Raw genomic sequence first — 18,513 nt, forward strand, 5'->3', positions numbered from 1 at the left:
CGCCGGTTGCCGAGCCCCGGCTGGCGGCTTCACACCGCCAGCTGGTTGACCACCTCGGCGACAGAGGTGATGGCATGGATGTTGCCGATCCCCGCGCCCACCGAGATATACCCTTCATCAGTATTCCCCTCCAGCATGCCCAGCCGCATCCCGCGCAGACCGCCCATCGCCTGGGCCAGCTCGGCTTTTGAGGCGCCGGCACGATCCATGGCCACCAGTGTGTCGCTCAGTTTGCCGGGCAGCGCGCGATAGTAGTCCGGCAGGGTACGGAACAGGCGCAGATCCAGACCGTTGGCGGCCACAATTTTCGCTTTCACCGAGTCGGGAACCCGGCTTTCGATGGTGCTGATAAATACCGAGCCGGCGAAGACGCCTTCCGCACCGAGGGCGTGGACGGCGCGCGCGCCCCGGGCGTCGGTGATCCCCCCGGCGGCCATCACCGGAACCCGCTGTACCGCGTCAACGATCAGCGGGACGATGGTGAAGGTCCCGAGGGCGGTACCCGGCAGCGTGCCGCCTTCGTCAAAGCCGGTGGCGACAATAATATCCGCTCCGGCCTGCTCCGCGCGGCGGCTGTTCTCCGGCGTCGGGTTGATGTCACGATAGATAATGGTGATCCCGGCGGCTTTCAGTTCGTCGAACAGCGCCGGTTTTAACGAACCATCGCCGTAGCCGGTGTAGACCACCACCTTAACGCCTTCCTCTTTGATCACCGGCAGGATCGCCGGCGTCCAGATGTCATTTTCCGCCGTCGGGATCAGGTTGACGCCAAAGGGTTTCTCCGTCAGCTGTTTGGTTTTGCGGATCTCTTCGCGCATTTTCTCGGCGGTGGCCTCCGGGGTGGAAACGGCGGTTGCCGCCGTCAGTCCGGCGTTCGGGCCCAGCACGCCAAGCCCACCGGCGTTGCCGACGGCCGCCACCAGACGAGCATCGGTTAGCCAGGAGAGCGGCCCCTGGACCACCGGTTTTTCAATACCCAGAATGCGGGCGACGCGGTTGGATTGCATGATATTTTTCCTTGTATGTTAATAAGTTATAAATTTCTTCGCTCCAGCGATGCGGCAATGAGGGCAGTGTAGGCGTCTTTATTGTTTTAAAAAATGAGCAAAAACTTTCATCACTATTATTAAATTAGTAATAATGTGAACTAATGAAGAGGTGGGAGGCGGGCCATCATGCAAATGAATCTGTTTGAAAATATTAAAATTTTTATTGAAATCGTCGATGCCGGCAGCTTTGCCCAGGCGGCGGAAAATTTGCAGATCCACCGACCGGCGGTGACCAAAGCGCTGCAGCAGCTGGAGCAGGAGAGCGGGGTCCGGCTGCTGCAGCGCACCACCCGGCGTCTGTATCTTACGCCGGAGGGGGAAGAGTTTTATCGCCGCAGCAAACCGTTGCTCTCCCAGGCCGACGATCTGCTGGAGTCGTTCGCGCCGGACCGACCGATCCGCGGTCAGCTGCGCGTTGATATGCCGATCGCCTTTGCCCGGCTGCTGGTGATCCCGCATCTGCCGGATTTTTATCAGGCTCATCCGGAGGTGGAGGTTGTCCTCAGCAGCTCCGACGTACGCCGGGATATGCTGCGCGATGGTCTGGATTGCCTGCTGCGGGTGGGGGATCTTGAGGATGGCGACTATGTGGCGCGTTCGCTGGGGGAGGTGGCGTTAACCACCTGCGCCAGTCCGGGCTATCTGGCGCGCTATGGGGCGCCCGCGACGCTGGAGGACCTGCAGTCGCATCTGGCGGTGAACTGGGTGAACAGCAGCAGCCGGCAGATTATGCCCTGGCGATTCCAGACCCCGGAGGGCATCAGGCAGATCGCCATTCCCGGTAAACTGGTGCTGGACAACTCTGAAGTCTTTACTGCCGCCGGGCTGGCGGGGCTGGGGATGCTGCAGGGGATGCGTTTCTTTTTGCAACCTTATATCGACAGCGGGCAACTGGTGGAAATTTTGCCGGACTTTCCGGCGCCGCGTCGACCGTTGTCGCTACTCTATCCGCACCGGCATCTGTCGCATAAGGTGCGGGTCTTTGCCGACTGGTTGCAGGGGCTGGTAGCGACGCTGGATCGATCGGTGTCGGCTTGACTCTGCCGACTGAGCGATTATATATAAAATGTGAATGCTATTAAGCAATGAATCACAAAGCTGGATAACGACTTAACCTGTAAGGGAATGCTGATGAAACTCTGGAATAAAACACTACTTGCTTCCGCTCTGTGTCTGACCCTGTTTGGCTGCGACGATGCGTCGAAAGTGGATAACAAACTGGATAAGGCCAAAGATAATGCGGAGCAGATGAAGGATGCCGCGGCGGACAAAGCGCAGGCGATTAAACAGGATGCGGATAAGCAAATCGATACGCTGAAAAGCCAGGCTGACGCCGAGGCCGACCGCCTGAAGGATCAGGCCAGCGCCATCAAGGCGGAGGCGGACAAGAAAGCGGATGCCATCGCCCAGCAGGCGAAAGCCCAGGCCGATGCCGTGAAGCAGAACGCAAAGCAGGAAAGTGACCGCATAGTCAAAGAGGCGGGTCAAATCAAAGACAATGCCATCGGCGACGCCAATCAGCTCTCGGCGGAGGCGGCGAGCAAAACCAAGGCCATCCAGGACAGTATCGCGGCGGACAAACAGAACACCACGCCACCGCCCGCCCAGCAGTAACCTGCGCTGTTTGCCTGACCCGCGCTAGGAAATATAGGGAGCGGAGCCTGATAGATTGCCCGGCGGCGCTGCGCTTGCGCGGGCCTACGCAGGGGGTGGGTTGGCTGCGCAATGACCGGGCATCACCCTTGTGTAAGCCGGGCAAGGCGCCGTCGTCGCCCGGCACGTGGACCGCAATAGCATCCTGCTCAGGGGTATCTTACGATACCCCTTTTTTATGCGCGCTGCGGGTTCAACGGTTTGGCAGCAGGGTGCCTTTCAGGCCGTGTGGCTCGGAGCGCAGGTACTGCGAAGGGACGCGAACCTGGGCGCCGAGGCTGGCGGCAGCGTGCCACGGCCAGTGCGGATCGTAGAGTACCGCGCGGGCGAGGGCGATCAGGTCGGCATCGCCATCCTCCAGCGCCGCTTCCGCCTGCTGCGGATCGGTGATCAGCCCCACGCCAATCACCGGGATAGCAACCTGCTGGCGAATGTCGTGGGCGAATGGCAACTGATAACCCGGTCCGACGGTGATCGACTGCTGCGGCGACAATCCGCCGCTGGAGACGTGAATATAGTCGCTGCCCAGCGCTTCCAGCTGCTGGCTAAACTGAATGGACTGCTCGCAGTCCCAGCCGCCTTCGACCCAGTCGGTAGCCGACAGCCTGACGCCCACCGCCATGGTGTTGCCCACCGCCTCGCGGATCGCGTTAAACACTTCCAGCGGATAGCGCAGACGGTTTTCCAGAGAACCGCCGTACTCATCACGGCGCTGATTGCTGAGCGGCGAGAGAAACTGGTGCAGCAGATAGCCGTGGGCGGCGTGCAGTTCAATCAGCTCAAAGCCCAGACGCTGGGCGCGCAACGCGCTGGCGACAAACGCCGCTTTGATGCGCGCCATATCGGCAAGGCTCAGCTCGGTGGGGGCGCGGTCGCCATCGTGAAACGCCACGGCGGAGGGGGCAACGGTTTGCCAGCCACCCTCATTAAGGGCCAGCTGATGACCACCCTGCCACGGGGCCGCGCAGGAGGCTTTGCGTCCGGCGTGCCCCAGCTGGATCCCCAGGCGGATCGGCGACCAGGCCCGAATATCCTCTACCACCGCGCGCAGCGCGTTTTCGGTTTCATCATCCCACAAACCCAGATCCCCCGGCGAGATACGTCCCGCTGGTTCTACCGCCGTGGCTTCCAGAATTAACAGGCCAGCGCCGGAGAAAGCCAGCTGACCAAGATGGATCCGGTGCCAGGAGGTGGCTTTACCCTCGTCGGCAGAGTACTGACACATGGGAGCAATAACGATGCGGTTATCCAGCGCCAGCTGACCAATACGCGTCGCGCTAAAAAGATGGCTCATGAGTACCTCGTAAAAGTTAGACAGGGTCTTGCATGGGGGCGAACAGTCACTGTTTATAGCACGCCTGTTTGCCCTTCTTTATTCGGATATTGCGTTTAAGCAGCCCGCTATTCGATAAACCACAGGCGGCGCCGGCGGCCCGTCGCCTGCTGCGACACGGCACGGGCCATCGCGCTGCCAATCTCGGCGCTGGCCGTCAGCCCCTGCACAAAGGGACGATCGTGCATCAGCCAGGGAAGGGCGCCGAAAGCGACCCGGCCGCGCAGCGTCTCGGGCGCCTGCAGCGTGTAGTCATCGCCGACGTCCGGAATGTCGTCGCCGCAGGCCAGCAGCTGCTGGCGCAGCGATGGGAAGGGCAGGTCCCGGGTTTTCAACGCTTGTTGCCCGCGGGCATCGATAAACACATCGAATTCACAGCGCTGCTGATGATGGACAATCAGCGTTCGGTGAGACTCGCGCTGCAGGTCATAATCCTCGCCGAGCGCCACAATACGCAGAATACCGGCCTGGTGCAGGGCCAGCAGCCGGCGAATGGATTCCGGCGGGATGGCGGCATAGTTATCGATAAACACCCGGGCAAGCCCCCGCCGGAAGCGGCGGCTGTCCTCGTCGTTGAGTTCCGGCACCACGCTTTCAATCGCCTCGTGCAGGCGGAGAATGGCATAGCGCCAGGGCACCGTGTGGTGTTCGCGCTTATTGCGCTCCACCTCCTGCAGATTGCGTTGCGCCCACTGGAACGGGTCATGGGTGAGACGGTCGGCAAACCAGGCCTCGGCGATGCTGTCAGGCGTTAGCTGGCGCAGCCCCGTCGCCTCGCACCAGGCTGGGGCGGCATATTCCAGCTCCTGCACGACCAGCTCGAATACCCGATCCAGTAGCCCGTCACTGCCCTGCGCGACGGCAGCCTCAAGGGCGGCAGGGGTGGCGATCTCCAGCGGCTCCCATGGGATCGGACAGTAAAAATCGGCTTCCGGGAGCACCCCATTGCGCGACAGCAGGGTGATCTCCAGCGCCTCGCTGCCAGGATGGAGGGTAAAATGGGTCGTTTTGTCGTTCTCAGTATGGAAAACACCATGCTGGGCCACCACGGCGATGGCGGCATCAATGGCGCTTAAAGAGGTCCCGAGGATCCCGACCCGGCAGGGCGCGATCCGGGCGTCCATCAGTCCGGTCCACGGACTGGGGAAATACTGTCGACTGGCGCGCTCTTCCTCAGGCCACAGATGGCCGGTGGCAATCGCCACCAGGTCGACGATAACCGGTTCTGCCGCGCTATCAGTGTGGATGGCGATCCCGGCGGGCTGGACGGCAATATCCGTCACTTCACAGGATTCACAAACGCTAACGATGAAGCCGGCGTCCCGGGCCCGCTCTGTGAGATACAGAAAACGGTCGCGATAGTACTCGCCGAGGATCACTCGCGGCAGGAACTGGCGCTCATGCAGCGTGTGCCGCTCGAGGCCGCGCGCCGCCAGCCAGGCGTCGCTGTGCTGCTGCAGCCATTGCAGATAGGTCAGGTCGATAGGGGGGATCTCAATGCTGGCGATGTTGGCCAGCATTTGCGCCGCCGTATTATCATCGCTGTAGGGCATACCCACCCCGGCCTGCGCCTCTTTTTCAAACAGGGTGATCGCCAGCGGCTCACCACGCTTCACCAGTTCATAGAACGTGTAAATCCCCGTCGGCCCCACGCCGACGATGGCAACTCTCTTCATGATTCTCTCCCTTCCTGTGGGCGGATGCGGCATGGACAGCGGTTCATTGACGCCAGCCTGTCTTTAATTCTGGTCGAAAATTGCCGATCCGGTGGGCCGTTACACGCAATTTGAAACAAATTAGCAGGCTAATAAACTTGCCGACGGCCGGAAAAAGGGTGTAATTAACAAAAGAGCAACTTTCTATACAAACAATTTACATAAGCGGTGACACCAGCTTGCTCTGCCGGACGCCGCGCAAGCTCCCGGCAACCCCGTCGGGATAGGGATGACAAGATGCATGGCTGGACTTCACGACAGCGCAACGCGGCGATTGCCAGTTTTTTAAGCTGGACGCTCGATGCTTTCGATTTCTTTCTGTTGGTCTTTTTACTGAGCGATATCGCCCACTCGTTTCACGTCGACCTTGAAGAGGTCACTCTGGCGATTCTGCTTACCCTGGCCGTGCGGCCGATAGGCGCGCTGATTTTCGGCAGGGCAGCGGAAAAGTATGGCCGCAAACCCATTCTGATGCTGAATATCGTCTTCTTCTCCGCTTTTGAGCTGCTCTCCGCCGCCGCGCCGTCGTTGCTGCTGTTTTTTCTGCTGCGGGTGCTGTATGGCGTGGCGATGGGCGGGATCTGGGGCGTGGCCTCGTCGCTGGCGATGGAGACGATCCCCGACCGCTCGCGCGGTCTGATGTCCGGTCTGTTCCAGGCGGGATATCCCTTCGGCTATTTGCTGGCGGCCGTCGCCTACGGCCTGCTGTTTGAACAACTCGGCTGGCGCGGGATGTTTGTGATTGGCGCCGCGCCGGTGCTGCTGCTGCCGTTTATCTATTTCTGCGTCGAGGAGTCCCCGGTTTGGCTGGCGGCCCGGCAAAGTAAAGCGAGCACGGCGCTGCTGCCGGTACTGCGTAGTCACTGGAAGCTGTGTCTGTACCTGGTGGTGCTGATGGCGGCCTTTAACTTTTTCTCCCACGGGACGCAGGATCTCTACCCGGTCTTTTTGAAAGTCCAGCACGGCTTCGAGCCTAAAACGGTCAGCATCATCGCCGTCTGCTACAACATCGCCTCGATTATGGGTGGCGTGTTCTTCGGTTCGCTGTCGGAAAAAATTGGCCGACGCAAAGCGATTATGATCGCCGCCCTGCTGGCGCTGCCGGTCATCCCGCTGTGGGCTTTCGCCAGCGGCTCGCTGGCGCTGGGGGCGGGGGCGTTTCTGATGCAGTTTATGGTGCAGGGGGCCTGGGGAGTGATCCCCACCTGGCTCAATGAACTGGTCCCGGCCAACACCCGGGCGGTGCTGCCTGGCTTCGTCTATCAGCTGGGTAATCTGCTGGCTTCGGTGAATGCCACTCTCCAGGCGTCAATCGCCCAGCATCATGGGCATAACTACGGTCTGGCGATGGCCCTGGTGGCCGGTACGGTGGCGATTGTCATTACCGTCCTGACCTTCTTTGGTCGCGAGGGACGGGTGATCCAGCCCGCAGGAGCGGGACATCGCCAGCCGCTCTCCACCAGCCGTTAACTTCTGCTGCCGGGCGTCGTCAGGCGCCCGGCAGCGTACGTTAGCCGCGCAGACGAATTGCCGCCGCCTGCCGTTTCTCCAGCGAGCAGATCCCAATCCCCACCATGATAAACAGGGCGCTGAACAGATGCCAGGCATGCGGCTGGGTATGCAGGAAGAGGATGCTCAACACCCCGCCGGAGAGCGGGATGATATGGGTGTAAATTTCTCCCCGGGTGGCGCCAATCGCGGCGATACCTTTGTTCCAGAACAGATAGGCCAGCCACGACGGGAAAATCACCAGATACGCCAGGCCGCTGAGGAAAAACGGCTCGCGCCAGGCGGCCCAGTCCTGCGCCGGGTGGCGCATCAGCCAGAAGATGACGATGGGCAGCAGGATCAGGGCGCCGAGCAGCGAGCTGACGGCGACAAAGCCATTCGCCGGGATCCGGCGGTCCTTCAGACGTAATAGCGAGCAGTAGAGCGCCCAGCTCAGCGCCGACCCCATGGCCCACAGATCGCCGACGGAAAAGGTATGCAGCGAGGTGGCATGCAGTGGGTTCCCCTGGAATAACAGGATCATCACGCCAAGGGTGCTGAAGATGACCCCCAGCCAGTTGCGGGCCGATACCGGGTCACGAAAAATCAGCCGGTTAATCAGCAGCACCATGCTTGGCGTGGCGGACATATAGATGGCGGCGTTGAGGGCGGAGGTGGTTTGCAGGCCAATATAGAGCGTGAGCGGGAAGCTGACCTGGCCACAGAGCGTTAGCACCAGCACCGCCGGCGCGTTTTCCCGCAGCAGGTGGCGGCTGGCGGCGATCTGCCGGCGGTAGAGCAGGCCCAGCAGCAGCGCCGTCAACGCCCATCGCGCTTCGGTCATCAGGATCGGATCCACGCCCTGAACCAGCACGTGACCGACCACGTAATTTCCCCCCCAGAACAGGGCGGCCAGCGTCAGTAACAGATAGGGCATGCTGATTCCTTGCGTCGCTTATCACTGTACTAGATGGTAACTTTAATAATTTTATAATATCAATATTTTTATAGTGGTCTTTTGTTTTATTTATTAAAAGTAGTTATTTTACAATATGATATTTGTTATTCCTAAATTTTCGTTGCCGCGTTGCGAACGGTACTATACCGTATATTTGCCATGCATTTAACAGGGACAAATCCATGCGTAACACAGAAAATGGGGTCATTGGTAGTGACCAGACCGCGGTGATGGCCAGGCTGGCACTGGATGAGTTAATTGACCAGCTTCTGCACAGCAACGCGCTGTCGCTGAAGCTGACGGCCAACCCGCTGGTGGCCGACAGAGCCTGGCATCTGACTGAGAATACCTGCATCCGCGCCTTCTCCGCTGACGATCCACAGGCCAAAAAGCGCGCTCACCATGCGTTGTTCATCCTCTATCAGTCCTGGCTTGCCGACCCGCTCTCGCCAGCGGCAGCTAATCAGTTTCATCCGCTACTCTCCGGGATCAGAAACTACATTGAGTCTGAGTGGCTGCGGGCGGAAAGCAAACGTTTCCACCGCCAGAGACCGGTGCTTAACGCCGGCAATATCGTCGACGAACTGCGCGCCTTATGCCAGCAGCACCCGGCGTCTCATCATCCGCTGTTCGATTTCCTTGCCAGCGAGGCCTCCGCGGCGCAGATCGACTATTTCTTCAAAAGCGACAGCGCGCTGAATCTGCTGTTCTTCGATCTTGTGGCGATGGGGTTGGTGGGTTCGCTGCCGGAAACCCGCGCCGAGATTGCGCAAAATCTGTGGGATGAGATAGGTCAGGGCAGCACTGAGATCACCCACGTCAATCTGTATAAGGATTTACTGAAGCGGCGGAATATCGCGTTGCCGGACAATCATTTTGCCCATTTGTACGAGTGGCAGGGTCTGGCCGGGTATAACGCCTTTATGCTGGGCGGCGTAAACCGTCAGCATTATTACAAATCGCTGGGGGTCATGGCGATGACCGAGCTGCTCGACCCACCGCAGTATGAAAAACTGGTGGCGGGCTGCCGGCGGATTGGGCTTTCCGATCGCGACGTGCATTACTATGCCGAACATATCACCGTCGATATCGGTCATGCGGACGGCTGGCTGAACAATGTAATTGTGCCGATTGGCAAAAAACATCCGGCGGCGATGGAGGAGGTCTACTTTGGCGCCACGCTGCGCCTGCAAACCTGCAACGATTACTATGATTGCCTGCTGGCGGCCCTGCAGTCGCTGGACGGCAGCGCATTATCTCACAGCGTTCCGCCTTCTGAGTAAATAAGCGCTTTGGCTGCGCTCCAGGCGGTGATCCCCGGTGGGATCTCCCGGCATTCGACGGACTCGGCCTGCTGAGCGGCGATAGCGCCATCGATGAGCATCACCATCATCATGGCGACCCGCTCGGCAGGTTCCGGTTTTAACACCTGCAGGAGGATATCGCGGAAGAACTGCCAGAGAAGCGACTTGAATCGGGAGCACTGCTCCCGGATCGCCGGCGATGACGCGCCATATTCAAACAGCGCGCGGGTAAACATGCAGCCGTGGAACGTGTCGCAGGTAAACCAGCGATGGTAGTAGTCGAACACGGCAAACAGCTTTTCCCGCGCGGTGGCTTTATCCGCCGTGATCTGCGCCAAATCCTGCATAAATTCGCTCTCTTTCTGCTTGAGGATAGCCAGAATGAGCGCCTCTTTATCGGCGTAATAGCGGTAAAATGTCATTTTGGAGATGCCGGCATGTTCAGCAATCCGCTCGATGCTGGGCGACTGATATCCTTCGCGATTAAACAGTGCGCTGGCGTGGCGGAGAATGTCCGCTTGTTTTGGCTTCATGCGTTTTCCTGTCGAATGTTCGCTGTCACGACTGCCGGTGACACGGCCGTCTTGCGACAGCGGTGCATTATGCCGGATCTTGCCGCCAGACGGGCAAAAAGTAAATCAGCCGCGGTTTATGCGGCGTCGGTTCCCTCAATAAAACAAGATTGCGTAGACATGCACAAGTCACCATACTTGTCTGCGATAAATCGCTTTGCATAAGTACGGAGGAGTCGCGTTAATAATCAGTATTCTGGCCAAGAAATACCCTCTTTCATAGCCAGCGATTGACTCAGGGCTTGCTCATGAAGAGCGACGACAACACCTGGAAAAATAAATAATTAACAAGGAATGGTTATGTACTACAAGAATGAAATTGTCCGTTATTTACAGGCTAACAATATTCTTGCGTTAAAACTCAAACATGCCGTAGCGGGTGCAGAAAAGGCCGTAGCAAATCAAATTGAAACCATAGGCGCAGGTGCAAAGCGTACGCTTTATTATTCGTCCTGTTTTACCGATGAGTACCAAGATGTGTGCCTGCAACAAAAAACCGAAGACATACGATTTAAAAACGGTGTGATTTATCTCCTTAAACATGGAAATATTGCATACGATATGCTCAAACTATATTTTGAAAAAATATTCAAAGACAAAACTTCAGAGGAACTGGAGCGTATAAAGCGAATACTTATGGCTGTTAACATTCATATTGCAGCAAGCTCACTGACCAACGCTGGATTTGCTTTGGCAACAGCCTCATTTGTCGCTACAGGTATAAACCTCAATCTTGAACTTAGTGCATTGGCTGGACGCCGGGCAGGGGGAGTGGTAGGCGCTATCGGAATATATGGTATTGTGCAGAAAGCAGCAGAGAGTGCGCATCGTCTTTGCGTTTCCGAACCTGCGTATTATTCGGTACTTTACGCACATGAGCTGGAAATGATGTACTTTCTGATAGAACCATTGTTTCTAAAATCTGAGGCGTTTACAGTACAACAGGCATCGAATGAGGGTATTGCAGACATCATTACCAGGATGATCCGATAGCTATGATGAATCTTATTAAAAGATTGCTGCGAAGAATATTCAGATCGTTAATTTCATATTATGGCCCTGCTGTATTGACAATCCTCTTCGCCATGGCACAAGGGCTCTTTTTTCCAGAGACGCCTCTCTGGCTTGTTCCCCTGTTTTTCGTATTTGTAATTGTAATGTTTTATCGATTTGTAAAATTTTGATATTGAAAACTTAACTTTATATTAAATTTATAAGGAAATAATATGTCTACACCCGCACATTTATGGCTGGAAGATGAAAATGGTTCCCCAATTCTCGGCAGTTGTTTGATGCCACTGCGCCTGGGTTCTATCGAGTTAAAATCCTTTTCTCATGGGGTAACTATTCCGGTAGATCCAAACTGGGGAAAACTAACCGGTACGCGGATCCATCAACCTGTAACGATCGTAAAGGAGTTCGATCAAACAACACCGCTCTTGTACAGAGCCGTCTGCGAAGGCCGAACCATGAAGAAGGCGACAATCAAGATGTACCGCATTCTGGAAACAGGTATCGAAGCCGAATATTTCAATATCATTCTGGAAAACGTCAAATTTACCACGGTTGCACCATTTCTTTCTCCGGGTGGGATGAGTAGTACCCATCTCGAAACACTCGAATTGCGTTATGAGGCGATCACCTGGAAGTATACCGAAGGGAATATTATCTATCGTGACTCATGGAATGATCGGTGTTGCGCCTGAACTCCCAGCTGGCCGATTACGAGGAGATCTTCGCCTACGGCGATACGCCGGAAGATTTCGCCATGCTGGCGCTGGCCACCACTAAAATCTATCGCTGGGATGAGGCTCCGCCATGAGCCTGGCAGCGTCAGGCTGCGCAGGTTAAGATGGCCCCGCGATTGCCTGTCTCATTAAGAAGAAGAGAAGAGATGATATTACCCCTGACCACGCCCCGGCTGCTGCTGCGCCGGTTCAGAACGGAAGATCTGCCGTCTTTCAGCCATTATCGCAATCTGCCGGAGGTGGCCCGCTTTCAGAGCTGGACCCACTACGGCATGACAGAGGCGACAGCCTTCTATGAACAACAGCATTCGCTGGCCTTTGCTGAGGATGAGAGCTGGTTCCAGCTTGCCGTAGAGATCCAGGCCAACGGTGCGCTGGCGGGAGATGTGGGGATCCACTTTTTCGATCAGGGCAGACAGGCCGAGCTGGGAATGACCTTTTCCCCGACATATCAGCATCAGGGGTATGCCCGGGAAGCCATGCGGGCGGTGATGGCCTTACTCTTTGAACAGTTAGCCCATCACCGGCTGATGGCGGTGGTTGATACCCGCAATTCCGGCGCGATCAAACTCCTTGAAGGGCTGGGCTTTCGTCGCGAGGCGCATTACCGGCAGAATATCTTTTTTAAAGGCGAGTGGGGCGATGAGTACCTGTACGCGCTGCTGCGCAGCGAATATCCGTGAAGTGACGGGCGAGCCGTCACTTCTGTCAGCGCTGCAGTTAGCTGTGCTGGCGGATAAAGCGCGCGCGCCACGGTTTTAGCACCCACAGCGCGAGGGCGGCGGTGACAAAATCAAGGCCAATCGCGCAGCTGAAGACTACATGCCAGCCGTGGGAGTACTGATAGAGCAGTGCCGCCAGCGGGCCGCCGAAGATTGACCCGATGCCCTGAGAAATATACAGCCAGCCATAGTTGGTGGCGGCATGCTCGCTGCCGAACGTATCGGTGAGTGTCGACGGGAAGAGAGAGAAGATCTCCCCCCAGCCAAAGAACACCACCCCGGAGAGCAGGACAAACAGCAGCGGATCTTCCCGGCACGCCAGCCAGAGCATCATCGCCACGCCTTCCAGCGCAAAGGCGATAAACATGGTTTGCTCGCGGCCGAAGCGGTCGGAAATAAAGCCAAACAGCGGCCGGGTTAAGCCGTTAGTAAAGCGGTCTATCGTTAACGCCAGCGGCAGCGCCGCCATGCCAAACACCACCGCCTGGCTAATGCCGAAATCCTCGGCGAACACCGCCATCTGCGAAGTGACCATCAGCCCGGAAGTCGACATCATCGCCATCATGGCGAACATCAGCCAGAACAGCGGCTGGCGCAACATTTCCCGGGAAGTAAACGATCTGCTGCTCTGCGCCACCGTCTGACTGACGGGCTGGGAGACAGCGGGCGGCGGCAGCTTCAGCCCCTGACTGGCGAGGAAGCCGACGAGGGCGAAAAGGATCCCGAAAGTCGTCATCGTGTGTTCAAGGCCGTTAGTGGTCAGCGACAGGGAGATGGGGAAGGTGGTTATGATGGCCCCCATCCCGTAGCCCGCCGCCACCGCGCCGGCGGCAAATCCCCGCTGCTGTGGGAACCATTTGACCATCAGGCCGACAACGCCGATGTAGACGATCCCGGTCCCGAGGCCGCCCATGCAGCCATAAACCAGCCAGAGCGTTGCCAGGCCATTCACCTGCGCGGAAAGCACCCAGCTCATTCCCGCCATCACCGTGCCAATAGCGATCAGCCGCCGTGGGCCAAACTTTTCCACTAACCGCCCCTGAAAAGGGGAAAAGAAGGTCTGCAGGATGATCAGCAGCGAGAAGGTGACCTGCAATTCTGGCAAACCCACGCCAAGCTTGGCGGCCAGAGGTTTTGTCAGCAGCGTCCAGACATATTGCGGACTGGAAATGGCGGCCATACAGATCAAGCCCAGCACCAGCTGGCGCCATTTGCCATATTTCGGGGTAACCAACGGTTCGCTGAGTGTCGTCATGTTGTTCTCCGTTTTCAGTAAGCAGGCTTCCGTGAAACGCATCCACCCTGGATGCCTCACGGAAAGGGGAAGGTGGCGACCGCAGAGTGACGACGTGTTGTGGCCATACGGCATACGATCTTGTCCACATCGCGGTATACAAGCGCACAGCATTAAACGTGCCATATAAAATAATCATTTATATTCAGCAGGTTAATGTAATCAGGTGGTAACTGACGGGATGCGACATGGTGAAGGAGCGGCACTGAGGCGGTGCAAATGGGTCATCGCAGTGCGTGGGAAACGTTCGTGGCAAATCCACAGAATGTCGGCGCATGCGCTCTGCGTTTTCCTGCACCAAAGCCATGCAATGCCCCAACATCACTCCCCATTTTTGGGAATCGATGCGTCCGCTGGCGGCGAAACGCGGCTGTGAGCGGCCTCTGGCTCCTGGCATGGCGCTTGCAAGAACATCGGCAGAAAGCAGCGCAACAGACAATTCAGATCACACAATAGCTGGCTAGGGTTCCGGTTCACCGCGGTGAACGTCTGGTCCGAGAGCTGGCGACCTCGGCGAGGTTACACGGCGGGATAAAAGCCCGGGAGACAGCAGCACCGTTGGGTGTCGCGCTGCTCCGTTTCTCGTGCTAACCAGAGGTCCACCATGAAAACATCGCCGCTCCTCCGCTCACTTGTCCTGTCGCTGACGCTGCTGACCAGCGTCCCGTCGTTTGCCGCCGTCAAAAAAGAGTTCAACGTCTGCTGGACCATCTACGCCGGCTGGATGCCCTGGGGAACCATCAGTAACGAAAAGATCATTGATAAATGGGCCAGCAAATACGGCATCAAGATCAATATCGTCCAGCTCAACGATTACATCGAATCCATCAACCAGTACACCGCCGGCCAGTTTGACGGCTGCACGATGACCAACATGGACGCGTTGACGATCCCGGCGGCGGGCGGTGTCGACAGCACAGCGCTGATCACCGGCAGCTACTCCGACGGTAACGACGGGGTGGTCCTGAAAGGGGCGGATAAAAAGCTCAGCGACCTGAAAGGGATGTCGGTGTATCTCCCGGAGCTGTCGGTATCCCACTATCTGCTGGTGCGCGGCCTGGAAAAAGCCGGGCTGCAGGAAAAAGACGTCAAGGTGGTGAATACCTCCGATGCCGATATCGTCTCGGCCTTCGGCACCAGCGGCGTGCGGGCGGCGGTGGCCTGGAATCCACAGCTGTCGGTTATCAAAAAGACCCCACAAACCAGCGAAGTGTTTAGCTCCTCACAGGTGCCGGGCGAGCTTATCGACATGATGGTGGTGAATACCCAGACCCTGAAAGATAACCCCGCGCTGGGCAAAGCCCTGACCGGCGCCTGGTTTGAAATGATGGCCAAAATGAAGGCCGGGGATAGCCAGGCGTTGAGCGCCATGGCCGCCGACTCCGGCACCGATCTTGCCGGCTACCAGGCACAGCTGAAAACAACCCATCTGTTCTGGACCCCTGCCGACACCCTGGCGTTTATCTCCTCGCCGGATCTGGCGAAAACGATGCAGCGAGTGGCGCAGTTCTCGTTCGATAAAGGCCTGCTGGGTGAAGGGGCGCAGAGCGCGGACTTTATCGGTATGACCTTCCCGGGAAATGTCACCCTCGGCGATGCCGCCAACCGTAAACTGCGCTTTGACGACAGCTACCTGAAGCTGGCCGCCGCGGGCCAGCTGTAATGATTATCGCCGGGAGACCACGCCATGCGCCACATTAACCGTTATCCCCAAAAGGGGATGCGCCTGACGCTGATGCTGCTGCCTTTTGTCGTGCTGATCGCCGCCTGGTTTATTGGATCGGCGGTGCGGCTGGAAGCCAATCCGCAGGACAAGTTGCTGCCAGGCCTGTCGCAGATGGTGGCAGCCATTGACCGGATGGCGTTCACCCCGGACAAACGCAGCGGTGAGTATCTGCTGTGGGCCGATACGCTGATCAGCCTGAGCCGTCTGTTGACGGGCCTGGCCGTCTCGTCGCTGATCGGCCTCGGTATCGGCATCGCCGCCGGCGTCTTCCCGATGTACCGCGCGGCGCTGTCGCCGCTGTTGACGGTGGTGTCAATGATCCCGCCGCTGGCGATCCTGCCGGTGCTGTTTATCGTCTTCGGCCTCGATGAGCTGTCGAAAGTGATGCTGATCGTCATCGGCATTACGCCAATGCTGGCGCGCGACCTGGAGCAGCGGGCGAAGGAGATCCCAGCGGAGCTGTTTATTAAGGCGCAGACCCTCGGCGCCAATAGCTGGACCCTGGTGCTGCGGGTAGTGCTTCCCCAGCTGCTGTCGCGGCTGATCACCTCTCTGCGCCTGCTGCTGGGCTCGGCATGGCTGTTCTTGATCTCCGCCGAGGCCATCTCCGCTACCGCCGGGCTGGGGTACCGCATTTTCCTGGTGCGGCGCTATATGGCGATGGACGTGATTATTCCCTATGTCATCTGGATCACCTTGCTGGCATGGCTGATGGATCTGGCGCTGCGCCAGCTGCACAAAGCCTGTTTCCCGTGGGCGGAAGGAGGCCGGGGATGAGTTTTATCGACATCAAAAACATCTGGCAGGAGTACGGCGAACACGTGGTGCTGGAGCGCATCAATCTGCAGGTGAAAGAGGGCGAGTTTTGCTCGATGGTCGGCGCGTCCGGTTGTGGTAAATCGACCTTTTTACGCCTGCTGCTCGGTCAGGAAAAACCGACCCGTGGCGACATCCTGCTCGATGGCCAGCCGCTGGCGGCGGAGCCGGATCGCAGCCGCGGCGTGGTCTTCCAGCGCTATTCGGTGTTTCCGCATCTCAACGTGCTGGATAACGTCGCCATCGGCCTGGAGCTGCCGGCGTCTCCGCTGCTGGGGCGCCTGTTTGGCGGCAGAAAACGCGAGGCCCGGCAACAGGCCCAGCACATGCTGGAGAAAGTGGGGCTGGGGCACGCTCTGGATAAATATCCGGCGCAGTTGTCCGGGGGGATGCAACAGCGGCTGGCCATCGCCCAGGCGTTCGTGATGCAGCCGCGGGTGCTGCTGCTCGATGAGCCCTTCGGCGCGCTGGATCCCGGCATTCGCAAAGATATGCATGCGCTGCTGCTCCAGCTGTGGAGCGAAACGCGCATGACGGTGTTTATGGTCACCCACGATCTGGCCGAAGGCTTCAACCTGGGCACCCGGCTGCTGGTGTTCGACAAAGTGCGCATCGATCCGCAGGCGCCTAACGCCTGGGGAGCGCGCATTACCTACGATATCCCGCTCAATGAGGCGCGGATGGCGCAGCTGGCCACCGGTAGTGACACCAACGTTTACGCATTAAGGAGATAAATTGATGACCGTACTTTTTCACGCCACTCCCAGCCTGCGCGAAGAGCGGCTTCCCGGCGGGGCGCATACCTCGCTGATTTTGCGCAAAGGGCAGATCCTGCGCCTGACTGATATCGACGGCGGGGCGAACGTCAGCATGATGATGCTCAACCCCCATGAGAAAAGTGAGCGCCTGAACCTGCCGGATACCCTCAAGGGCCAGCATACCGCGCGCCTGACCGCCGGACACTGTTTCTACTCCGACATGGGCCGGGTGCTGGCCGGGATCGTCGCCGACAGCTGCGGCTGGCACGATCCGTTCGGCGGGGTCCTTAACGCCGAAGAGACACACGACAAATATGGCGCCGGACGCTACCAGGAATTACGTAATGGCTTCTACCGCAACGGCGTCGATAACCTGCTGGTGGAGATGGGTAAATGGGATCTCGGCCTGGAAGATCTGCTGATGGTGGTCAACTTCTTCAGCAAAGTCACCGTCGATGACGAGGGCCGTTTCCAGTTTGTTGCCGGCAACAGTCGCGCCGGGGATTACGTTGAGCTGTTTGCCCCGATGGACGTCCTGCTGGTGCTCACCGCGCTGCCGCATCCCCAGGATCCGGCCACAGAATATGCCCCCCGTCCGGTGCAGTTGAGCTGGTATCAGGCCGACGATGAGGACGCGGCCATCCAGGCGCTCCTGACCCGCGATGAGAATCAGCGCGCGTTCCGTAATACCCAACTTTTTGCCCTGTAAGGAGGCGTTCATGACCGTTATCACCAGTAACCGACGCCCGGAAGAGGCCGTCTATCGCCATGTGATCCCGGCCGGGGAACCCTGGCTGTTTGAGGTTAAAAAAGGGCAAACCCTGCGCCTGCTCGATCTCGAAGGCAATCAGGCGATTGATACCCTGTTTTACAACGCCGACAACCCGCGCGAGCGCTACGATGCGCAGCGCACGTTGCGTCGCCAGGGGAACGCCTACCTGACCGCCGGCAGCGTGCTCTATTCCAACCTCGGCCATCCGCTGATGACCATCGTGGCTGATACCTGCGGACGGCACGATACCCTCGGCGGCGCTTGCGCCCAGGAGAGCAACACCGTGCGCTACGCTCTCGACAAGCGCTATATGCACAGCTGCCGGGACAATTTTCTCTGCGCCTGTCTGCACGATGGCCGCCTGCATAAGCGCGATATCGGCGCCAACATTAACTTCTTTATGAACGTGCCGGTAACGCCGGAGGGCGGTCTGACCTTTGCGGATGGCATCTCGGCGGCGGGAAAATACGTTGAACTGCGCGCGGAGTGTAACGCCATGGTGCTGATCTCCAACTGCCCGCAGCTCAACAATCCCTGCAATGGCTGGAACCCGACCCCCGCCGAGGTGCTGGTATGGAACTGACCCGCTGGCAGCGCTGGCGTTT

At 58.2% G+C, this 18,513-nt stretch carries 20 protein-coding genes and 1 riboswitch; of the genes, 14 read left to right on the forward strand and 6 right to left on the reverse strand.

Annotated features, from left to right (window positions below; all coding sequences use genetic code 11):
- Positions 1-29 precede the first annotated feature (29 nt).
- Positions 30-1,007, reverse strand: a complete 978-nt coding sequence (locus tag DTA24_RS14370; RefSeq protein WP_008804833.1) for an NAD(P)H-dependent flavin oxidoreductase — start codon at positions 1,005-1,007, stop codon at positions 30-32.
- A 174-nt stretch (positions 1,008-1,181) separates the two neighbouring features.
- On the opposite strand from DTA24_RS14370, the gene DTA24_RS14375 reads away from it, so the two are divergent.
- Together DTA24_RS14375 and DTA24_RS14380 are read left to right on the forward strand one after the other, a co-directional pair.
- On the forward strand, positions 1,182-2,087 hold the full coding sequence (locus DTA24_RS14375; protein ID WP_162535966.1) for a LysR family transcriptional regulator: 906 nt from the start codon (positions 1,182-1,184) through the stop codon (positions 2,085-2,087).
- 87 nt (positions 2,088-2,174) lie between these two features.
- The gene (locus DTA24_RS14380) at positions 2,175-2,663 is read left to right on the forward strand and encodes a hypothetical protein (RefSeq protein WP_025712450.1); all 489 of its coding nucleotides are present in this window, start codon (positions 2,175-2,177) and stop codon (positions 2,661-2,663) included.
- Between the two features lie 232 nt (positions 2,664-2,895).
- Here DTA24_RS14380 and DTA24_RS14385 read toward each other — a convergent pair whose 3' ends face one another.
- Together DTA24_RS14385 and DTA24_RS14390 are read right to left on the reverse strand one after the other, a co-directional pair.
- Positions 2,896-3,996 (reverse strand): NADH:flavin oxidoreductase/NADH oxidase, encoded by a 1,101-nt coding sequence (locus tag DTA24_RS14385; protein WP_123836907.1) that lies wholly within the window; start codon positions 3,994-3,996, stop codon positions 2,896-2,898.
- Positions 3,997-4,103: 107 nt separating this feature from the next.
- Entirely contained in the window at positions 4,104-5,711 is a 1,608-nt protein-coding gene (locus DTA24_RS14390) for an FAD-NAD(P)-binding protein (protein WP_023340169.1), read from the reverse strand.
- A 276-nt stretch (positions 5,712-5,987) separates the two neighbouring features.
- On the opposite strand from DTA24_RS14390, the gene DTA24_RS14395 reads away from it, so the two are divergent.
- Positions 5,988-7,220, forward strand: coding sequence for an MFS transporter (locus DTA24_RS14395; protein WP_012541690.1), 1,233 nt, complete (start codon positions 5,988-5,990; stop codon positions 7,218-7,220).
- Positions 7,221-7,260: 40 nt separating this feature from the next.
- Here DTA24_RS14395 and DTA24_RS14400 read toward each other — a convergent pair whose 3' ends face one another.
- Positions 7,261-8,175 (reverse strand): DMT family transporter, encoded by a 915-nt coding sequence (locus DTA24_RS14400; RefSeq protein ID WP_012968187.1) that lies wholly within the window; start codon positions 8,173-8,175, stop codon positions 7,261-7,263.
- Between the two features lie 203 nt (positions 8,176-8,378).
- Between DTA24_RS14400 and DTA24_RS14405 the strand changes: the two genes are divergently transcribed.
- Positions 8,379-9,479, forward strand: coding sequence for an iron-containing redox enzyme family protein (locus DTA24_RS14405; protein WP_012968188.1), 1,101 nt, complete (start codon positions 8,379-8,381; stop codon positions 9,477-9,479).
- On the opposite strand, the gene DTA24_RS14410 is transcribed toward DTA24_RS14405, so the two are convergent.
- Positions 9,455-10,033, reverse strand: a complete 579-nt coding sequence (locus tag DTA24_RS14410; protein WP_012968189.1) for a TetR/AcrR family transcriptional regulator — start codon at positions 10,031-10,033, stop codon at positions 9,455-9,457. The two genes, DTA24_RS14405 and DTA24_RS14410, sit on opposite strands and share 25 nt — an antisense overlap.
- Positions 10,034-10,372: 339 nt before the next feature.
- Here DTA24_RS14410 and DTA24_RS14415 point away from each other — a divergent pair, with 339 nt between their 5' ends.
- From DTA24_RS14415 to DTA24_RS14435, 5 genes are read left to right on the forward strand one after another with little or no spacing between them, the layout of a single operon-like run.
- Positions 10,373-11,065 carry a hypothetical protein gene (locus tag DTA24_RS14415; protein WP_123836908.1) on the forward strand — a complete coding sequence of 231 codons (693 nt, stop codon included), beginning with the start codon at positions 10,373-10,375 and terminating at the stop codon, positions 11,063-11,065.
- Positions 11,066-11,067: 2 nt separating this feature from the next.
- Positions 11,068-11,256, forward strand: a complete 189-nt coding sequence (locus DTA24_RS14420) for a hypothetical protein (RefSeq protein WP_032411087.1) — start codon at positions 11,068-11,070, stop codon at positions 11,254-11,256.
- A 42-nt stretch (positions 11,257-11,298) separates the two neighbouring features.
- Positions 11,299-11,778 (forward strand): Hcp family type VI secretion system effector, encoded by a 480-nt coding sequence (locus DTA24_RS14425; protein WP_032418948.1) that lies wholly within the window; start codon positions 11,299-11,301, stop codon positions 11,776-11,778.
- Positions 11,766-11,894 (forward strand): phosphoserine phosphatase, encoded by a 129-nt coding sequence (locus DTA24_RS14430; RefSeq protein WP_110198541.1) that lies wholly within the window; start codon positions 11,766-11,768, stop codon positions 11,892-11,894. Before DTA24_RS14425 ends, DTA24_RS14430 begins: the two co-directional genes overlap by 13 nt.
- Positions 11,895-11,924: 30 nt before the next feature.
- Complete coding sequence (locus tag DTA24_RS14435) at positions 11,925-12,503, forward strand: GNAT family N-acetyltransferase (protein WP_162708825.1); 579 nt, start codon at positions 11,925-11,927, stop codon at positions 12,501-12,503.
- A 37-nt stretch (positions 12,504-12,540) separates the two neighbouring features.
- Here the strand turns inward: DTA24_RS14435 and oxlT are convergent, their stop codons facing one another.
- On the reverse strand, positions 12,541-13,839 hold the full coding sequence (gene oxlT / locus DTA24_RS14440; RefSeq protein ID WP_123836909.1) for an oxalate/formate MFS antiporter: 1,299 nt from the start codon (positions 13,837-13,839) through the stop codon (positions 12,541-12,543).
- 446 nt (positions 13,840-14,285) lie between these two features.
- A riboswitch (guanidine-I (ykkC/yxkD leader) is annotated at positions 14,286-14,384 on the forward strand.
- 56 nt (positions 14,385-14,440) lie between these two features.
- Between oxlT and DTA24_RS14445 the strand changes: the two genes are divergently transcribed.
- The 5 genes from DTA24_RS14445 to DTA24_RS14465 are packed head-to-tail and all read left to right on the forward strand — an operon-like array spanning position 14,441 to position 18,491.
- A complete protein-coding gene (locus tag DTA24_RS14445) occupies positions 14,441-15,499 on the forward strand; it encodes a putative urea ABC transporter substrate-binding protein (protein ID WP_008804844.1) in 1,059 nt (352 codons plus the stop codon).
- 24 nt (positions 15,500-15,523) lie between these two features.
- A complete protein-coding gene (locus DTA24_RS14450; RefSeq protein WP_023297641.1) occupies positions 15,524-16,339 on the forward strand; it encodes an ABC transporter permease in 816 nt (271 codons plus the stop codon).
- Complete coding sequence (locus DTA24_RS14455) at positions 16,336-17,112, forward strand: ABC transporter ATP-binding protein (protein WP_023297640.1); 777 nt, start codon at positions 16,336-16,338, stop codon at positions 17,110-17,112. The genes DTA24_RS14450 and DTA24_RS14455 overlap by 4 nt, the downstream gene beginning before the upstream one ends.
- A gap of 4 nt (positions 17,113-17,116) precedes the next feature.
- Positions 17,117-17,845 carry an urea amidolyase associated protein UAAP1 gene (locus DTA24_RS14460; protein WP_008804847.1) on the forward strand — a complete coding sequence of 243 codons (729 nt, stop codon included), beginning with the start codon at positions 17,117-17,119 and terminating at the stop codon, positions 17,843-17,845.
- A 10-nt stretch (positions 17,846-17,855) separates the two neighbouring features.
- Positions 17,856-18,491 carry an urea amidolyase associated protein UAAP2 gene (locus tag DTA24_RS14465; RefSeq protein ID WP_008804848.1) on the forward strand — a complete coding sequence of 212 codons (636 nt, stop codon included), beginning with the start codon at positions 17,856-17,858 and terminating at the stop codon, positions 18,489-18,491.
- Positions 18,492-18,513 lie beyond the last annotated feature (22 nt).

This window comes from Klebsiella sp. P1CD1 (assembly GCF_003790505.1).
GTDB lineage: Bacteria > Pseudomonadota > Gammaproteobacteria > Enterobacterales > Enterobacteriaceae > Klebsiella > Klebsiella variicola.